Annotated in this window: 18 protein-coding genes; 12 read left to right on the plus strand and 6 right to left on the minus strand. The window is 73.8% G+C overall.

The features are described 5' to 3' along the window. The first annotated feature begins 115 nt into the window (after positions 1–115). A complete protein-coding gene (locus QFZ82_RS35550) occupies positions 116–928 on the plus strand; it encodes an AraC family transcriptional regulator (protein ID WP_307717043.1) in 813 nt (270 codons plus the stop codon). Positions 929–1,046: 118 nt separating this feature from the next. Here QFZ82_RS35550 and QFZ82_RS35555 read toward each other — a convergent pair whose 3' ends face one another. Then, positions 1,047–2,318, minus strand: coding sequence for an alpha-L-fucosidase (locus QFZ82_RS35555; RefSeq protein WP_373429366.1), 1,272 nt, complete (start codon positions 2,316–2,318; stop codon positions 1,047–1,049). Positions 2,319–2,541: 223 nt separating this feature from the next. Further along, the gene (locus QFZ82_RS35560) at positions 2,542–3,105 is read right to left on the minus strand and encodes a rhodanese-like domain-containing protein (RefSeq protein WP_307717045.1); all 564 of its coding nucleotides are present in this window, start codon (positions 3,103–3,105) and stop codon (positions 2,542–2,544) included. Positions 3,106–3,431: 326 nt separating this feature from the next. Between QFZ82_RS35560 and QFZ82_RS35565 the strand changes: the two genes are divergently transcribed. From QFZ82_RS35565 to QFZ82_RS35580, 4 genes are all read left to right on the plus strand, one after another. Continuing rightward, entirely contained in the window at positions 3,432–3,866 is a 435-nt protein-coding gene (locus QFZ82_RS35565) for a hypothetical protein (protein WP_307717046.1), read from the plus strand. 260 nt (positions 3,867–4,126) lie between these two features. Next, entirely contained in the window at positions 4,127–6,229 is a 2,103-nt protein-coding gene (locus QFZ82_RS35570) for a SpoIIE family protein phosphatase (protein WP_373429367.1), read from the plus strand. 166 nt (positions 6,230–6,395) lie between these two features. Next, positions 6,396–6,866: a cation:proton antiporter regulatory subunit gene (locus tag QFZ82_RS35575; RefSeq protein WP_177147929.1), complete on the plus strand. Its 471-nt coding sequence runs from the start codon at positions 6,396–6,398 to the stop codon at positions 6,864–6,866. Positions 6,867–6,870: 4 nt separating this feature from the next. Beyond that, positions 6,871–8,088: a cation:proton antiporter gene (locus QFZ82_RS35580; RefSeq protein WP_307717047.1), complete on the plus strand. Its 1,218-nt coding sequence runs from the start codon at positions 6,871–6,873 to the stop codon at positions 8,086–8,088. A gap of 84 nt (positions 8,089–8,172) precedes the next feature. Here the strand turns inward: QFZ82_RS35580 and QFZ82_RS35585 are convergent, their stop codons facing one another. Continuing rightward, on the minus strand, positions 8,173–8,904 hold the full coding sequence (locus QFZ82_RS35585) for a 2OG-Fe(II) oxygenase (protein WP_307717048.1): 732 nt from the start codon (positions 8,902–8,904) through the stop codon (positions 8,173–8,175). Positions 8,905–9,001: 97 nt separating this feature from the next. Then, positions 9,002–9,907 (minus strand): LysR family transcriptional regulator, encoded by a 906-nt coding sequence (locus QFZ82_RS35590; RefSeq protein ID WP_307717049.1) that lies wholly within the window; start codon positions 9,905–9,907, stop codon positions 9,002–9,004. Positions 9,908–10,232: 325 nt separating this feature from the next. Here QFZ82_RS35590 and QFZ82_RS35595 point away from each other — a divergent pair, with 325 nt between their 5' ends. Then, the gene (locus tag QFZ82_RS35595) at positions 10,233–10,739 is read left to right on the plus strand and encodes a type 1 glutamine amidotransferase domain-containing protein (protein WP_307717050.1); all 507 of its coding nucleotides are present in this window, start codon (positions 10,233–10,235) and stop codon (positions 10,737–10,739) included. 6 nt (positions 10,740–10,745) lie between these two features. On the opposite strand, the gene QFZ82_RS35600 is transcribed toward QFZ82_RS35595, so the two are convergent. Then, a complete protein-coding gene (locus tag QFZ82_RS35600) occupies positions 10,746–11,135 on the minus strand; it encodes a VOC family protein (RefSeq protein WP_307717051.1) in 390 nt (129 codons plus the stop codon). On the opposite strand from QFZ82_RS35600, the gene QFZ82_RS35605 reads away from it, so the two are divergent. The 3 genes from QFZ82_RS35605 to QFZ82_RS35615 all read left to right on the plus strand — a co-directional run bounded on the left by QFZ82_RS35605 (position 11,134) and on the right by QFZ82_RS35615 (position 13,419). Then, entirely contained in the window at positions 11,134–11,295 is a 162-nt protein-coding gene (locus QFZ82_RS35605) for a hypothetical protein (RefSeq protein ID WP_307717052.1), read from the plus strand. The genes QFZ82_RS35600 and QFZ82_RS35605 overlap by 2 nt on opposite strands. Before the next feature lie 537 nt (positions 11,296–11,832). Beyond that, positions 11,833–12,678 carry a VOC family protein gene (locus QFZ82_RS35610; protein WP_307717053.1) on the plus strand — a complete coding sequence of 282 codons (846 nt, stop codon included), beginning with the start codon at positions 11,833–11,835 and terminating at the stop codon, positions 12,676–12,678. A gap of 60 nt (positions 12,679–12,738) precedes the next feature. Next, complete coding sequence (locus tag QFZ82_RS35615) at positions 12,739–13,419, plus strand: HAD family hydrolase (RefSeq protein WP_307717054.1); 681 nt, start codon at positions 12,739–12,741, stop codon at positions 13,417–13,419. A 77-nt stretch (positions 13,420–13,496) separates the two neighbouring features. Here QFZ82_RS35615 and QFZ82_RS35620 read toward each other — a convergent pair whose 3' ends face one another. Continuing rightward, the gene (locus QFZ82_RS35620) at positions 13,497–14,534 is read right to left on the minus strand and encodes an NAD-dependent epimerase/dehydratase family protein (RefSeq protein ID WP_307717055.1); all 1,038 of its coding nucleotides are present in this window, start codon (positions 14,532–14,534) and stop codon (positions 13,497–13,499) included. Between the two features lie 176 nt (positions 14,535–14,710). Between QFZ82_RS35620 and QFZ82_RS35625 the strand changes: the two genes are divergently transcribed. Genes QFZ82_RS35625 through QFZ82_RS35635 form a run of 3 tightly spaced genes read left to right on the plus strand, consistent with a single transcriptional unit; the run spans position 14,711 to position 16,606 of the window. After that, entirely contained in the window at positions 14,711–15,397 is a 687-nt protein-coding gene (locus QFZ82_RS35625) for a HemK2/MTQ2 family protein methyltransferase (RefSeq protein WP_307717056.1), read from the plus strand. Then, positions 15,381–15,581, plus strand: coding sequence for a CDGSH iron-sulfur domain-containing protein (locus QFZ82_RS35630; RefSeq protein WP_307717057.1), 201 nt, complete (start codon positions 15,381–15,383; stop codon positions 15,579–15,581). Before QFZ82_RS35625 ends, QFZ82_RS35630 begins: the two co-directional genes overlap by 17 nt. 5 nt (positions 15,582–15,586) lie before the next feature. Further along, positions 15,587–16,606 carry an iron-containing redox enzyme family protein gene (locus QFZ82_RS35635; RefSeq protein WP_307717058.1) on the plus strand — a complete coding sequence of 340 codons (1,020 nt, stop codon included), beginning with the start codon at positions 15,587–15,589 and terminating at the stop codon, positions 16,604–16,606. The last annotated feature ends 139 nt before the right edge of the window (positions 16,607–16,745 follow it).

Here is a 16,745-nt window from a genome sequence, read left to right on the forward strand (position 1 = left end):
CACGGCGGCGCGCCGCCCGGGCCTCGGCGGGCAGGGCACGGCGGAGCCGTGGTCGCGGCCGAGCCCTGCCGTGGACCGTCCGGGACGCCCCGACGGCCACTGGTAGTTTTTCGCCATGACGGACAGCAGCCCCGGCACATCATCCGGCCGGACGGTCGCGCTCCGTCTGGACCGGCCGCCGCGCGTCGCGAGCCTCGGTGTCGGTGTGCACGGCACCGCCGGCCTGGCCGACGTCTTCCGCCTGCCGGACCTGTGGCAGCTCCATCTGTACGCGTACGACGGTGAACTGGCCGTGGACGGCGAGGAGTTCACGATCAGGCCGGGCCGGGTCAGCGTGGTGCCGCCGGGCGCGCTCGTGCGCTACCGCTACCGGGGGCGGTCGGAGCACCTGTACGTGCACATGGAGCTGCCTGGGGCCGGGGAGCCGTGCCGTGTACCGCTGATGCAGGACGCCGGTCCGCTGCTGCCCGTGCTCTGCGACCTGCTGCGCCACGCCGTCGCGGCCGGGCCGGATCAGTCGGGCCGGGCGGCCGCCGACGTGTGGGCGGTGCTGTGGCGGGTGGCCGGACTCCCTGCGGCGCCGGGTGCGGGCGGCGGGCCGCACCCCGCCGTCGCCGCAGCCGTCGCGCACGTGGAGTCGCACCTCGCCGGCCCGTTGACCGTTCCGGACGTCGCCAGAGCCGCGGGGATCTCGCACAACCACCTCACCCGGCTGTTCCGGGCCGAGACCGGCGACACCGTCGTGGCGTACATCAGACGCCGGCGGATGGAACGGGCCCGGCATCTGCTGAGGGAGTCGACCCTGACCATCCCGGCGATCGCGGCGGCGGTCGGGGTGGCCGACCTGCAGGCGTTCAACAAGGCGTGCCGACGTGAACTCGGTGCTTCCCCGCGCGCCGTCCGCGCCGGCGTCCGCCCGGGCGATTGAACCCCGGTGCCGGCGGCCGCCCGGGCGCCTCACGGCCCGGTGCCACTCCGGGTACGCCTGACGGCCCGCGCGCGGCGCTCACCCATACGCATACTTCGTCGCCGCCCGCGGACCCGTCTCAGTCCCGGCCCGTGCCCCGGTACACGTCCAGCTCGCCGTCGAGTTCGACGGCCAGCACGGTCGCGTACTCGTCCACGTCCCGTGCCGCAGGCGCGTCGATCCAGGTCACGCCCGGCACGTCGCCCAGGCCGCCGACGACGCGGTGCGCGAGCGGCGCACCCGTGCCCAGCACCGACACACGCCGCACCCGGCTGCGCAGCCCGCGCACGCCGACGCTCTCGCGCGGCGGGTCGAAGCAGACCAGGTAGAGCGTGCGGCGGTCGGGCGACAGAGTGCTCGGCCCGTAGTGGTGCCCCGCGGGCAGCCCGGCGACCGTGCCGTACACGGCCTCCCGGTGCGCGGCGATCCACCCGCCGAGACCCTCGAGGCGGGCCGACTGCTCGTCCGTGATCGTCCCGTCCTCCCTCGGGCCCACGTCGAGCAGCAGGTTGCCCCCCATGCCGATCGTCTCCGCGAAGTAGCGCACCAGTTGGCGCACCGACTTGTGGTTCGTGTCGCCGTGCTGGAAGCCCCACGAGTCGTTGACGGTCAGGCACAGCTCCCACGGTCCCTCGGGAGCCTGGAGCGGAACGCCCTGCTCGGGCGTGGCGTAGTCCCCGTGACCGAGCATCCGGGCGTTGAGCACGGTGTCCGGGTTCCCGGCCAGGATGCGGGCGGCGAGCGCGTCCAGGCCCCACTGCTCCTCGGCCCGTTCCCACTCGCCGTCGAACCACAGCAGATCCGGGCGGTAGCGGTCGACCAGCTCGCCGACCTGGCCGTCGCGGTAGGCCAGGTAGCGGGCCCAGGCCGCCGGGTCCTCGACACCGTCCGCGGGTGCGACCCAGCGGCTGGTGAGCACGTCCTCGTGGGTCGGGCGGGGGTGCAGCACGCTCGCGTAGTCCGGGTGGTTCCAGTCCGAGTGCGAGTAGTACAGCCCCACCTTGAGCCCCTGCTCGCGCAGCGCGTCGGCGTAGGGGCCGACCAGATCGCGTGCGGCGGGCGTGCGGCGTACGACGTCCAGGTCGCCGAGCGCGGTGTCCCACAGGGCCACGCCGTCGTGGTGACGGGCCGTCAGCACCGCGTACCGCGCGCCCGCCCGCACGAACAGCGCCGCCCATTCCCGCGGGTCGTAGCGCGCGGCGGTGAAGCCGTCCAGCTGCTTCATGTACTGCTCGTGGGAGACCTGACCGGTGTAGAACGACCAGGACTCGGGCACGCCGTCGACGGCGTAGACGCCGTAGTGGACGAAGATTCCCAGCTTCGCGTCGGAGAACCAGGACTGCATGGGCATGAGGGCAACACCTCGGTCGCGGTGACGGAAGGGGCGGCCGTGCGCCGCGCCGCGCCGCGCCGACGCTATGCCGGACGCGGGATCCGGTGCGTGGGGCGCGCTCACCTCAACTGGTCGTTTTTCACCGACGCAGAGTCGCAGACGGAGCCAGAAGGGAGTCAGAGGGGAGTCGCGCCTCCGGTGCCGTCACACCGGGCGGCCCCGGGTGACGGCACGCCGCCCCTCACGCCGTCAGCGAGGCGATCGTGGCGTCGAGATCCGTGTCCTTGGGACGGTTGTGGGGGAGCTTGGCCAGGACGTGGGCCATGCCGCAGGTGTCGGTGAGGGCCGAGAAGACCAGCCCGCCCGCGATGCCCGCGGACAGCAGCCTGGCCGCGGGCCGCACCCGGCCGAGGGCGAGACCCGCCAGCACCAGCGAGCCGGCCGCCAGCCGGACCTGCCGCTCCATGGCCCACGCCGTCCGCGCCCCGGCCGGCCGGTGCAGGTCGTGACCGAGCTCGGCCCAGCTGTCGGTGCCCCCGGTCAGGGTCGCCGCGGTGATGCCGTGCCCGGAGAGGATGTCGCACGCCCGGGCCGAGCGGGTGCCCGAGGCGCAGACGACCAGCAGATCGCCGCGCTCGGCCGCGGTTCTCAGCGCGGGCAGCGCCCGGTCCAGACGGTCGAGCGGAATGTTGTGGGCGCCGGGCAGGTGGCCGGAGGCGTACTCGCCCGGTGTGCGCACGTCGATGACGGTCAGCTCGTGCAGCCGGGGGCGGGCCTCGGAGGCGGTCAGGGAGGAGCTCGGCATGGTCGCTTCCTTTTCCTTCTTCCTGTCTTCCTGGTGGGACGTACCCCCACTCAACCAGGTTCGGCAGGAGGGCCGTCGGGCGGGAGGTCCCGGCGCGGACCGGGTCCGTCCCTCATAGGGCCTCCTTGGAGCCGGTGGCCGCACCGGTCGAAGCCCGCCCCGCCCCCGGCACGCCCGGTGCGGTGGGGGAGCCGCGTGAGGCCCGGCCGTCGCGGGCCCGCCGCCGTCACCCGTCCGGATTCCTCCGCATGGCGCAGGGGACGGCGCCGCCGGACGCTCGAAACCCCGCACGCGTCCGCGTACGGGACCCAGCGCGAGGAGTGATCATGAGCCAGCAAACGCGCCCGGTCGGCGCCACACCGCCCGTACCGGACCCAGCCGACGGCTGGGTGACCGGCGGAGTCGTCTTCGCCGGCGTCCTGATGCTGTGCGGCGGCGTCCTGGCCGTGTTCCAGGGCCTCGCGGGGGTCATCGAGGACGACTGGTACCTCACGGTCGGTGACTACGCGTACCGGATCAGTCTCACCGGCTGGGGCTGGATCCATCTCGTCGTCGGGCTCCTCGTCGCGGTCACCGGCGCCGGGGTGCTGAAGGGCGCCGAGTGGGCCCGGCTCACCGGCATCGTGCTCGCCTCGTTGAGCCTGGTCACGCAGTTCCTCTTCCTGCCGTACGCCCCGATCTGGTCGGTGATCATGATCGCGCTGGACGTGTTCGTGATCTGGGCGCTCGCCGCGTACCGGAGCAGCGGCCGGGTGCTGTGACGGGCGATCTCCGCAGGTCCGGCAACTCGCGGTCGTCCGGGACGAGTTCGCCGTTCCGTCCCGCCCACCCGGCCCGGGGGCGGGACGGGTGGGCGGCGCACGCGCCGGGCGCGGACCGGGCGCGGTCCGCCGCGACAGATCGGTCCGAAGGGCTGCGGTGCACGCCGGTGGGGAGGGAATATGGGAGGTATCCCGTCATCCGGTGTGAGGTCGTGAGCGAACGGCCGTGCCTGTGCATCGTGACAGGGGAAGGAGCGATTGTGGGCAGCGCTGACGTGTTCCGTGCCGGCCTCGCAGCAGACCGCCGTACGGACGCCGCGCTGTCGCCGCCGGGCGGGCTCATGGACGTGCTCGCGGTCGCCGCCGTCGTCCTCGACTCACAGGGCCGCATCGTGCTGTGGAGCCCGCAGGCGGAGCAGCTCCTCGGCTACACCCCGCAGGAGGCACTGGGGCAGTATGCCGCGCAGCTGCTGGTCGCCGACGAGCACTTCGACCTGGTGCTGAGCCTGTTCCAGCAGGTCATGGAGAGCGGCCAGGGCTGGGAGGGCGTCTTCCGGGTACGGCACAAGGACGGCTCCACACGGCTGCTGGAATGGCGCAACATGCGCTTGCAGGACGACCTCGGCGGCTACTACGCGCTGGGGCTCGCCACCGACCAGCCGACGCTGCGCCGCGTCGAGCGCGACCTGGCGCTGTCTGTGCGCCTGGTGGACCAGTCCCCGATCGGGCTCGCCGTGCTCGGCAGCGACCTGCGGTACGTGGCGGTGAACCCCGCCCTGGAACGGATCGGGGGGCGGCCCGCCGACGACCTCATCGGCCGCAGCATCCCGGAGACGCTGCCGTTCGGCGACGCGGAGAGCCTGGAGGCCGCCATGCGCGAGGTCCTCGCCTCCGGTGCGCCGCTGCTGGACCGGCATGTGCTCGGCCGGGTCCCCTCGGACCCCGTCGGTGAGCGTGCCTGGTCGGTGTCCCTGTACCGGCTGGAGGACCCCGGCGGGCGCGTGCTCGGGATCGCTCTCTCCGTCGTCGACGTCACCGACCGGCACCGCGCGGCCACGGAGGCGGAGCGGGCGCGTCGGCGCCTGGCCCTCGTCGCCGATGCCTCCGTACGCATCGGGACGACCCTCGACCTGGAGCAGACGGCCCGCGAGCTGGCGGACGTGGCGGTGCCCGAGCTGGCGGACGTGGCCGCCGTCGACGTCCTCGACAGCGTCCTCGTCGGCCCCGACGGCCGCCCGGACCGGAGACACGACGACGCCCCGATGCTGATCCGCGCCCTCGCGGTCGCCGCCGCCTACCCCACCGTCGCCGTCGAGGCCGCCGACCGCCCCGGTGAACTCGCCCGGTACGACGCCGGGCGTCTCGTCACCCAGTGCGTCAACACCGCACGCCCCGTCACCATCCCCAGACTCGGGGAGCAGGACCTGCGCGACATAGCCCGCGACAGCAGGGCCGCCGGAATCCTCGCCGAGGCCGGCGTGCACTCCTACATGGCCGTGCCGCTGATCGCCCGCGGCGAGGTCCTCGGGGCGCTCGACCTCAAACGCGCCCGCAATCCCGACCCGTTCACCGAGGACGACGTCCTGCTGGCGACCGAGTTCGCCGCGCGCGCCGCCGTCTGCATCGACAACGCGCGGTGGTACCGCCAGCAGCGCCAGACCGCGCTCACGCTCCAGCGCAGCATGCTGCCCGAGACGCCCGAGCATCTCGTCGGCCTCGAAGTGGCCTCCCGCTATCAGCCGGCGCGCGCGAACAGCGAGGTCGGCGGCGACTGGTTCGACATCATCCCCATGGACAGGGAACGCACCGCCCTGGTCGTCGGCGACGTGATGGGCAGCGGGATCAACGCCGCCACCGCCATGGGCCGGCTGCGCACCGCCACCCAGACGCTCGCCCGGCTCGCCCTGGACCCCGCCGTCGTGCTGCGCCACCTCGACGAGATCACCGCCGGACTCGACCCGTACATCGCCACCTGCATGTACGCCGTGTACGACCCGCACCGCGCACAGTGCTGCATCGCCAACGCGGGCCACCTGCCCCCGGTCCTGGTGCGCAGCGGGTGCGCGCCCCGGCTGCTCGACCTGCCCACCGGCACCCCCCTCGGCGTCGGCGGCGTCGGCGGCGTCGCACTGCGCAGCATCACCGTCGGCATCGACCCGGGTGACGTGCTCGTCCTGTACACGGACGGCCTGGTCGAGACGCGCGACCAGGACATCGACGTCCGGCTGAACATGCTGCTCGACCTGCTCCAGACCGCCGACGCCACGCTGGGGGAGACCTGTGACCGGCTGCTGCACGCGCTGCGCCGGCCCGACGCCCCGGACGACGTCGCGCTGCTCCTCGCCCGCGTGACCGGCTCGTAGCGGCGGCTCGCCACGCGTGCCGCGGCGGCGCTGTGCGCATCCGCCGGACGGGCCCGGGGGCGCGGATGACACGATGGCGGAGCGGTGCCGCGCTGATCACCGCAGGTCCCCCGTAGGCAAGCACGACGCGAACGAACAAGGAGGACGGGCCGTGCCCGCTCCCCGGATGAGCACGACACCTCTGCCAGGCATCGGAGTCCAGTACGACCTCACCACCCGCGAACACCGGCACCTGTCGGTCATCGCCCACCGCGACGGCACTCGCTCGGTGAACGTCTACCGGCCCGACGATCCCGACGCCTGCGCGCAGTCCGTGCACCTGACGAGCGCCGAGGCCGCCTCGCTCATCGACGCCCTGATGCCCGACCACCACAGCTCCAACGTCCTGCACACCACCGACCTCGGCCTGATCGCCGAACGCGTCGAGGTGTCCGCGCACTCCGTGTGGAACGGCCGTGTGATGGGCGAGATGCGGCTGCGCACCGAGACCGGTGCCTCGGTGGTGGCCGTACTGCGCCGGGCCGAGGCCATCCCCTCGCCGGGGCCGGACTTCCGGCTGGCCGGCGGGGACACGCTGATCGTCATCGGCACCCGCGAGGGCGTCGAAGCGGCCGCGGCGATCCTCGGACGGGAGTGACCGGGTGCACTCCGCGGTATTCCTCATCGAGTTCGGCGCGATCATCCTCGGGCTGGGACTGCTGGGCAGATTCGCGGGGCGGCTGCGGTTCTCGCCGATCCCGCTGTACCTGCTCGCCGGTCTCGCCTTCGGCACGGGCGGTCTGCTGCCCCTCGGCGCGAGCGAGGAGTTCGTGGCGATCGGCGCCGAGATCGGCGTCATCCTGCTCCTGCTGATGCTCGGCCTCGAGTACACGGCGAGCGACCTCGTCTCCAACCTCAGGACGCAGTACCCGGCCGGCCTCGTCGACTTCACCCTCAACGCACTGCCGGGCGCGGCGGCTGCGCTGCTGATGGGCTGGGGCCCGGTGGCGGCCGTCGTCCTCGGCGGTGTCACGTGGATCTCGTCGTCAGGCGTCATCGCCAAGGTGCTCGGCGACCTGGGCCGGCTCGGCAACCGGGAGACCCCGGTCATTCTCAGCATCCTGGTCCTCGAAGACCTGGCGATGGCCGTCTACCTGCCGATCATCACCGCCCTGCTCGCCGGCGTCGGTCTCGCCGCGGGCAGTGTGACGCTGGCGATCGCGCTGGGCGTCGCGGGCGCGGTGCTGTTCGTCGCCGTCCGCTACGGGCGGGTCATCTCACGCTTCGTCAGCAGCGACGACCCGGAGAAGCTGCTGCTGGTCGTGCTCGGCCTCACCCTGCTGGTGGCGGGCATCGCGCAGCAGCTCCAGGTCTCGGCAGCGGTCGGCGCGTTCCTCGTCGGGATCGCGCTGTCAGGCGAGGTGGCCGAGGGCGCGCACACGCTGCTGAGCCCGCTGCGCGACCTGTTCGCCGCGGTGTTCTTCGTCTTCTTCGGACTGCACACCGACCCGTCCAGCATTCCGCCGGTGCTGCTGCCCGCTCTGGCGCTGGCCGTCACGACGGCCCTCACCAAGGTCGCCACCGGCTACTGGGCGGCGAAGCGCGCGGGTGTCGGCCCCAAGGGCCGCTGGCGCGCGGGCGGCACGCTGGTGGCGCGCGGCGAGTTCTCCATCGTCATCGCGGGCCTCGCGGTCTCGGCGGGGATCGAGCCGTCGATGGGTCCGCTGGCGACGGCGTACGTCCTGATCCTGGTGGTCGTCGGCCCGCTGACGGCGCGGTACACCGAGCCGGTCGGCCTCTGGCTGACGTCCCGGCGCCGTCGGCCCGTCACCGAGCCGGTTCCGGAGCCGGAGCCGGCCCGGGTTGAGGCCCGCGACTGACGCCTCGCGCCCGCCCCGGCGGACCCGGCCGCGGCCGGGTCCGCCGCCCGCGGCCGACGCCGGAGGCCCCGGGCGCGTCCCGCGTCACGCCGCGTCGTGGAAGACCAGGCCCAGCGAGCGGCGCAGGCCCGAGCGGACGGTGCTCACGCCGTGCCGGACCGCCCCGGCCGACCAGCCGCGGCGGGTGGCGACCGGGCGGTCCCGTGTGGTGAAGACCAGGCCGTGGCCCTGTTCCAGTACGCGGACCGTGCCGCGGGACTGCGCCCGGGGCCGCTGCTCGACGAGAAGGAACTCACCGCCCGTGTAGTCGTGGCCGTAGGCGTCCAGGCCGATGACCACCTGCAACGGGAAGACCATGTCCCCGAACACGTCCCGGTGCAGGGCGTTCCAGTCGCCCCGCTCGTAGCGCAACAGGATCTGCGCCGACCGGTCCTGGCCCGCCGCGTGGCACATGGCGAGCCACTCGTCCAGCGAGTCGGGCCACGGCGCCGGGCGGCCCAGACGCCGGGCCCAGTCACGGGCGACGCCCAGCAGGTGGGGGTAGAGCGCGGCACGCAGTTCGGCGACCGGCTCCGGCAGCTCGTGCGTGAAGTACCGGTAGCTTCCCGAGCCGAAGCGGTGCCTGGCCATGTCGATCGTGCTCCGGAACAGCTCCTCGCGGTCGTACAGGCCGGCGATCGCCGCGCACTGCGCGGAGGTGAGCAGCGGCGGGGTGAGCGCACAGCCGTGTTCGTCCAGTTCCCGCCCGAGGCCGGGCCAGTCGGCGCCGTCCACGCGCCGGCGCGGTGTCGTCCGGGCGGCGGTGGTCGTGCTCATCGTCGTTCTCCGGGGTCGTATCGGGTCCTCGTGTCCGTTGTCCAGAGTGCGACCGGGAGCCCCGCGCGTCCGGCGGGAATCGGACGTCGCTGTCGCGTCAGAGCGCGCCCCACAGGTGGGCCCTGGTGCGCAGGTGGTCGTGCACGAGAGCGAGCGGGGGGTGGACCAGGGCACCCGCGCGGACGGCGAGATAGAGCGTGTTGAGCGGTGGTGCGGCCGGTTCGTGAAGGAGCTCCACCGACCCGGCGGCGAGGGCCGGTTCGGCCAGGTAGCGGGGGAGCGTGCTGACGCCCGCCCCCGCGACGACGGCGGCGAGCACGGCCCGCAGATCGGGAACGGTCACGGCGATGCCGTTCGGCGGACGCCGGCCGAATTCGCTCAGCCAGTAGCGCCTGACGATCGGCAGGTCGTCCGCGTACGCGACGAGCGGCAGGTGGGCGAGGGCGCCCGGCGGATCGGCCGCCAGCCGCACGGGGTCGACGGTGCGGGCCAGCGTCGGCGGGCCCACCAGGACGAACTCCTCGTCGACGAGCGGTGTGGCGGCGATCTCCTGCTGCGTCGGCCGCACGGCGGACACCACCAGGTCGACGCGTCCCGCCGACAGGGCCGCCAGCAGGTCCGCGGCGAGTCCCAGCGTCACCTGCAGGCGCAGTCCGCGCGTGGTGAGCGGGGCCAGCGTGGGCAGCACCCGCAAGGCCATCAGCTCGGCGGCGCCCGCGATGCGTACGGTGCCGACATGGGCGGCGCCGTCGCCCGAGGTGTCCAGCGCGGCGCGGAGCTCGTCCAGATGCGTGCCGATCCGCGCGGCGAGGTCGGCCGCGCGGGCCGTGGGCGTCGCCCCCTTGCGGGAGCGTACGAACAGCGGCTCGCCCAGCTCCTGTTCCAGCCGTGCCAGCTGGCCGCTGACCGCGGGCTGGGTCAGGCCCAGCCGCTCGGCGGCCGCGGAGAGGGAGCCGCAGCGGTAGATCTCGAGGAAGGTTGACAGCAGATCCAGCGCGGGCACGCAACCCTCTTTCCATAAGGGAACTTATGACGTCCATGATGCCCGCGGATGGCGTCGGGTGAAAGCTGCTGTTGTCCGCCTCGAGGCCTCAACAACCGCCATCCATCATCGAAGGACCCATTCCTCATGTCGAAGATCCTTATGGTCGTCTCCGGTGCCGACAGCCTGGAACTGGCCGACGGCTCCAGCCATCCGACCGGCTTCTGGGCCGAGGAGGTCGCGACGTCGCACGAGGTGCTGCGCGCCGCGGGCCACGACGTGACCATCGCGACGCCGGGCGGCGTGCGGCCGACCGCCGACCCGATCAGCCTGGACGCGCGCGGCGGTGTCGAGGAGGAGGACGCCCGCCGCTTCACCGCAGTACCTGGCGGCCATCGACGGCGACCTCGCCGCGCCGCTCGACCTCGCCAAGGTGTCCTCGGACGACTACGACGGCGTCTACATCCCCGGCGGCCACGCGCCGATGACGGACCTCGCCGACAACGCCGACCTCGGCCGGCTGCTGAACGACGCCGACCGCGGCGGCAGCGTCGTCGCGGCCCTGTGCCACGGGCTCGCGGCTCTGCTGAGCGCGCGCCGGGAGGACGGCTCGTTCACCTTCGCCGGGCGGGAGGTGACCTCGTTCAGCGACGAGGAGGAGCGCCAGGGCGGGCTCGGCGACCGGTCGCCGTACTTCGTCGAGTCGCGGCTGCGCGAGCTCGGTGCGAAGGTCACCACCGGCCCGGCGTGGTCGAGCACCGTGGTCGAGGACGGCAACCTGATCACCGGCCAGAACCCGCAGTCCAGCGCGGACACGGCACGGCGCGTCGTGGGCGCGCTCGCCGCGCGCTGACACGGCTCAACCGGTGCCGGGAGCGGGCTCCAGCGTGAAGGAGTGTCCGGCCGGGTCGGCGTAGACGCGCGCACGACCCGGGCCGGGCCCGGCGCCGTTGTCCACGGGCACCGCCCCGAGGCTCACCGCCTCGCGCTCCGCCGCGTCCAGGTCGCCCTCGTCGACCCGGATGTACAGATGGGACTGCTGGGAGTCCTCGGGGCGCGGCCAGCTCGGCGGCGCGTACCCGTGGTCGCGCCGCACGGCGAGCACCACGCCGTCCCGCCCGGCCACCTCCACGAGATCCGGATCGTGACCGATTCGGACCTCGGCGTGGAGCAACGCCGCGTAGAAATCGGCGAGTTGCCGAGGTTCGGCCGAGTCGAGGACGAGGACTGCTGTCTTCGTAACCGTCATGCGGTCCGCCTACCCCGGCCGTCCCGCCGCACACGACGGGGTGGCCGGGCGGCGCGGGCGGCAGCCGGTGCTGCGCGTCGCTGCCCTCCGCGCGGACGCGGACGTCTGCGGCCCGGCCGTCGCCCGGCGTGCGCTGTGCGGCGGCGTCGCCGGAGCGTGACCCACGGGCAGGGCAGGCGCGGCGGCGTGTCTGCCTGCCGAGCGGATGTGACGCGGTCGCCGCGCGCTCCTGCGGGTGGCGTGCGGCGCCGTTCGCTCGTACGAGGACTCGACCCGGGGATGGGGCGCAGGGGGCCTGGCCGCGCGGCCTCACGGGACCGTGTGCCCGGCCGTTGCCTGGCCGGGAGGAGTGGGACCACCTGGCCCGCCCGGTGTCTGCCGTCGGCGTCGGGCCGCGCCCGCCCCCGCCCGCTCGCCCCACGGCATCGGCGACGCCGCGGCGGCGCGGCGCGGCCTGCGATAGGGAGCCGGTCGCGGCGGGGGTTACCGATTCGCCGAACGGGCACCAGCAGGGCGAAGCCGGTGCTGTGGCGCCGGGAGGCGTGGTCGGCCGGTGGCGACACGGTCACGTCTGGTGATCGCCGGGCTCGCCTCTTGACGCCGCACGGGGGAATATGGGTTCCGGGACGCGGTCCGGTCAGGCGCCGCAGGTCCCGGTGACAGGTCCCCGCCGAGCCCACGACAGCCGGACATGGTGATGAACGACAAGACGACCCCGGCCCGGTCCGCGACCGCCGCGCAGAGCGCGGCGGTGTTCGGCGCGCCCTGCTGGGTCAGCCTCATGGCCCGTGACCTCAAGGCCGCCCAGGACTTCTACGGGGCGGTGCTCGGATGGGAGTTCCGCAAGGGCAGGCTCGGTGAGGACTTCAGCGTCGCCCTCTCCGACGGCGCGCCCGTAGCCGGTATCGGCGCCCTCGCCCCCCGCCTGACGGTCGCCGTCGCCTGGACCCCGTACTTCGCGGTCCGGGACGCCGACGAGGCCGCCGGCCGGATCAGGGAACGCAGCGGCACGGTCGCTGTCGGCCCCCTCTCGCTGGCCACCGGCCGCGGCCTGCTCGCCGCGGACCGCGACGGCGCGGTGTTCGGCATCTGGGAGGGCGAGCTGGTCAGGGACTGGCCCGCCTGGCAGGACAACGCGCCCGCCTGGATCAGGCTGCTGGCCAGGGACGCCTTCGAATCCGCGATCTTCTACGGCGAGATCCTCGACTGGGCCTCCGACCGCGCCGGCTGCTGCGAGGTCAGCTACGCGGAGGACGCGGTCCTCCTCCACCGCTCCGGACGCGTCCTCGCCCGCCTCACCTCCGGCGCCGACGGCACCGCGATCAACCCCCTCCTGCACCCGCGCTGGCACGTCCACTTCGCGGTGAAGGACGTCGAGGAGACCGCCCACACGGCCCGCAGGCACGGGGCGACGCTGCTCGGCGAGCGCTCCACGGCGCGGGGGATGGAGGCGAGCCTGCGCGACCCGGACGGGGCGATCTTCACGGTCAGCTCGCTGGACGACGCGGTCCCCGGTCCCGACCCCTCCCTCGTCGGCCCGTAGAGCCGCGGAGCCTTGCAGCCCCGCTACCTCAGGAGCCCCGGCAGACGCAGGAAGGCCGCCATGGAACGAGCCGCCGTCTTCGACGTGGACGGGACCCTCGTCGACACCAACCACCTGCATGTCGTCTCCTGGTGGGAGGCCTTCCGGCAGTCCGGCCACCGCGTCGCCATGCACGACATCCACCGCGCCGTCGGCCTGCCCGGCGGCGACCTCGTCGCCCACCTGCTCGGCGACGACCGCGACCGCGACCAGGACGACACCGTCAAGGCCGCCCACAAGGCCCTGTACGCGGCGTACTCGGACCGGCTGCCGCCCCTGGAGCAGGCCGGGCAGCTGCTGCGCACCCTCTCCCGTTCCGGCTGGACCGTCGTGCTCGCGACCTCGGCGTCGGGCGCCGAGCTCGCGGCCCTGCGGCGGGCCATCGACGCGGACGACGCCATCAGCGCCATGGCGAGCGCCGACGACGTCGCCGAGGGCAAGCCCGCGCCCGAGCCGGTCCGGCATGCGCTGGAACTCGCCGGGGTGCCCGCCGAGCGGGCCGTCTTCGTCGGCGACACCGTGTGGGACATGCGGGCCGCCCGGCGCGCGGGCGTGCTCTGCGTCGGCCTCCTGTGCGGCGGCATTCCCCGTTCGGACCTCGTCGAGGCGGGCGCGCACGCGGTCCACGACGACCCGGCGGATCTGCTCCGCGCCCTGCGCACCGGGCCGTTCGCCGAGATCGTGCGCCGCTCCACGGGCTGATCTACCTGCGCGACACCACGCGCTGATTCGCGGAGATCGTGCGCCGCTCCACGACCTGAGCGGCACGGCCGCCCGCGTCAGTGCGCCCGGTGACCCGCCAGTGGCGCGGTGGCTTCCCCGCTGCCTTCCCGTACGCCCCTCAGGAACTCCCGCAGCGCGTCCACCGACGTGCGCTCCGGTCGCCACTCGAGCTCCTCCCGGGCACGCGTGGAGTCCATCACGGGCAGCCGCAGCACGGCGTCGAAGAGCTGCGGCGATGCCGGCACGAGGCGCATGGCCCAGGCCGCCGCCAGTGCGGCGTGCACGGGCCCCTTCGGCACCCGCACCACCCGGGCGTCCAGCAGCTCGCCGAGTACGCTCGCGTCCACCACGGGATCGGCGGTCAGGTTGAACGCTCCGCGCGCGTCGAGGAGGACGGCCATGAGGTAGGCGCGTGCGGCGTCGTCGGTGTGCAGGACCTGGAACCGGAGCCCTTCGATGTCCGGCACGACGGGGAGCAGCGACGGCCTGATCAGCGGTCCGGGCAGGAAACGCCCGGCGAAGATACGGCGCTGCTCGCTCGCGGAGCTCTCCTTGAACAGGAAGCCGGGGCGCATCCGCACCACCCGCACCTGCGGATGCCGCTCCTCGAAGGCGTCGAGCACCCGCTCCAGATAGGCCTTCTCACGGCAGTACGCGGCACCGGGCACGCCATGCGTGGGCCACGACTCGTCGACGCCGGGCAGGGACTTGGGCCCGGGCGCGTACGCGCCGACCGACGAGGCGTGCACCAGCACCGGTACGCGGGCCGCGACGACGGCGTCGAAGACCCGCAGCGAACCGAGGACGTTGCTCTGCCACGTGGTGCCGGGATCGTGCGTGGGCTGGAACCGCCAGGCCAGGTGCACCACCGCGTCGGCGTCCTCGAAAAGCCGGGTGAGGTCCGCCGTCGCGTTGTCGGCCGACAGGTCGGCCGTCGCCCACTCGGTCCGGGACAGCCGCAGCTCCGGCATGCGGCGCGCCAGTCCGAGGACCGACGCGATACGCGAATCCTCCGAGAGCGCCCGCACCACACTGGTGCCGACGTTCCCCGTCGCTCCTGTGACCACCACTCGCAGCCCTGTCGTCTCACTCATCGGGTCTCCGTCGTGCTGTCGTTCCCGCATTCGGATGTCGGTGGCTTCCGGGTCCCCGCGGCGCACCGACCGAAACAGCCGGGACACGAGTTGCCCGGGATGAAAACCGCCGACGCGGGCACCCGGGGATCACGGCCGGGCGACGACCGCCCGCACGAGACCCCGAGGTGGCGACGATGGTGACCGCTGCGACGCCGGAGAGGACGCGTTCGTCCCGACTGCTGCGCACCCCGGGTGTGTACGTGCCGCAGGCCGACACGTTCCTGTTGGCAGACGCACTGGCGCGCGAGCCGCTGAGGCCCGGGGCCGACGTACTCGACGTCGGAACGGGCAGCGGAGTCCTGGCGCTCGCGGCCGCCCGGCGCGGCGCCCGGGTGACCGCCGTCGACACCTCCTGGCGTGCCGTGCTCACCACCCGCGCCAACGCGGCTCTCGCCGGTCAGCGCGTCGAGGTGCTGCACGGCGACCTTCTCGCCCCGGCGGCCGGCCGTCGTTTCGACCTGATCGTCGGCAACCCGCCGTACGTGCCCGCACCCAGGACACGGCCGCCGCGACGCGGGCCGGCCGTCGCCTGGGACGCGGGCCCCGACGGACGCGCGGTCCTGGACCGGATCTGCGACGGCGCCGCAGAGCTGCTGCGCCCCCGTGGGGTGCTGCTGCTGGTGCACTCCGCGCTGTGCGGCGTGGCGCCCACCCTCGAGCGGTTGCGGCGCACTGGGCTCGACCCGGTCGTCACCTACCGCGAGCAGGTGCCCTTCGGGCCGGTCCTGAGGTCCCGTGCCGCATGGCTGCGCCGGCAGGGGCTGATCGCCCCTGGTGAGGACAAGGAAGAGCTGGTGATCGTCCGTGCCGACCGGATCTGAACGGCCCTGCCGCATCACGCCGACCCGAGACGGTCCGCTGCTCGTCGAGGGCCCGGTCGACGTCGTCCTCGAGGACGGCGCCGTCGCCACCTCGGACCGTTTCACGGTGGCGCTGTGCACATGCCGCCGCAGCCGGGCCTACCCCTGGTGCGACACGAGCCATCGGCGAAAGGCCAAGGAGTGAGCGCGGTGCTACACGCCCCCACACCCCTCGGGCGGGGCACGACGGAGCGGGAACTGCCGCAGGCCCGCGGAGACCTGTCGGCCGCCGTCCTGGACGCCCTGCGGACCTCGCCCGCCCTGGCGCGGTTCCCCGGCGCCCACGAGGTGGAACAAGCCGATCCGCTCGGCGACGACCTGCAACTGGCGCTCTACGCCTGCTACGAACTGCACTACCTGGGCTTCACCGGCGTCGACCCGGCCTGGGAATGGGATCCGGAGCTGCTGCGGCTGCGCGCGGCCATGGAGGAGAACTTCCAGTGCGCCCTCCGCGCCGGGACCACCGGCCACCCGGACCTCGACGACGCGCTCGACGCCCTGCTCGTCGAACCGGTCCGCGGCGCCGGCGTCAGCCGGTACCTGCACGACGAGGGCTCGCTCTGGCAGCTGCGCGAGTACGCGGCCCAGCGCTCCCTGTACCACCTGAAGGAGGCCGACCCGCACGCCTGGGTCATCCCGCGCCTGCGCGGCCGGGCGAAAGCGGCGTTCGTCGCCGTGGAGTTCGACGAGTTCGGCGGCGGCCGGCCCGAACGCGTCCACGCCCGGCTCTTCGCCGACCTCATGGCCGATCTCGGCCTCGACACCGCCTACGGCCGCTACGTGGACGCCGCGTCCGCACAGATGCTGGCGACGGTCAACCTGATGTCCCTGCTGGGACTGCACCGCGCCCACCGCGGCGCTCTGGTGGGGCACTTCGCCGCCGTCGAGGTCACCTCGTCGCCCGCGTCACGGAGGCTGGCCGCGGCGATGCGCCGGACCGGGGCGGGCAGTGCCGCCGAGCGTTTCTACGACGAGCACGTCATCGCCGACGCCGTCCACGAACAGGTCGTGCGTCGGGACGTCATCGGCGGACTCCTGGAGGACGAGCCCTCGCTCGCGCCGGAGGTGGCGTTCGGGATCGCCGCGACGGAGTTCGTCGAGGACCGGTTCGCCGAGCAACTGCTGGGCGCCTGGCGGCAAGGGGCCACGAGCCTGCGGACGCAGGTGTGAGATGACAGGGTGCCGCCGCGTGGTTCGGCCGTACGGATACGAACCGCTACGCAACGTGATGGTCCGCCTGGCGGAAAAAGGCGCCTCGGATCACAATGAGGCACCGGACGGACGTCGTTCCGCCGCGTGGCTGGGGGCC

Source organism: Streptomyces sp. V4I23 (assembly GCF_030817975.1).
In the GTDB taxonomy this organism is placed as follows: Bacteria; Actinomycetota; Actinomycetes; order Streptomycetales; family Streptomycetaceae; genus Streptomyces.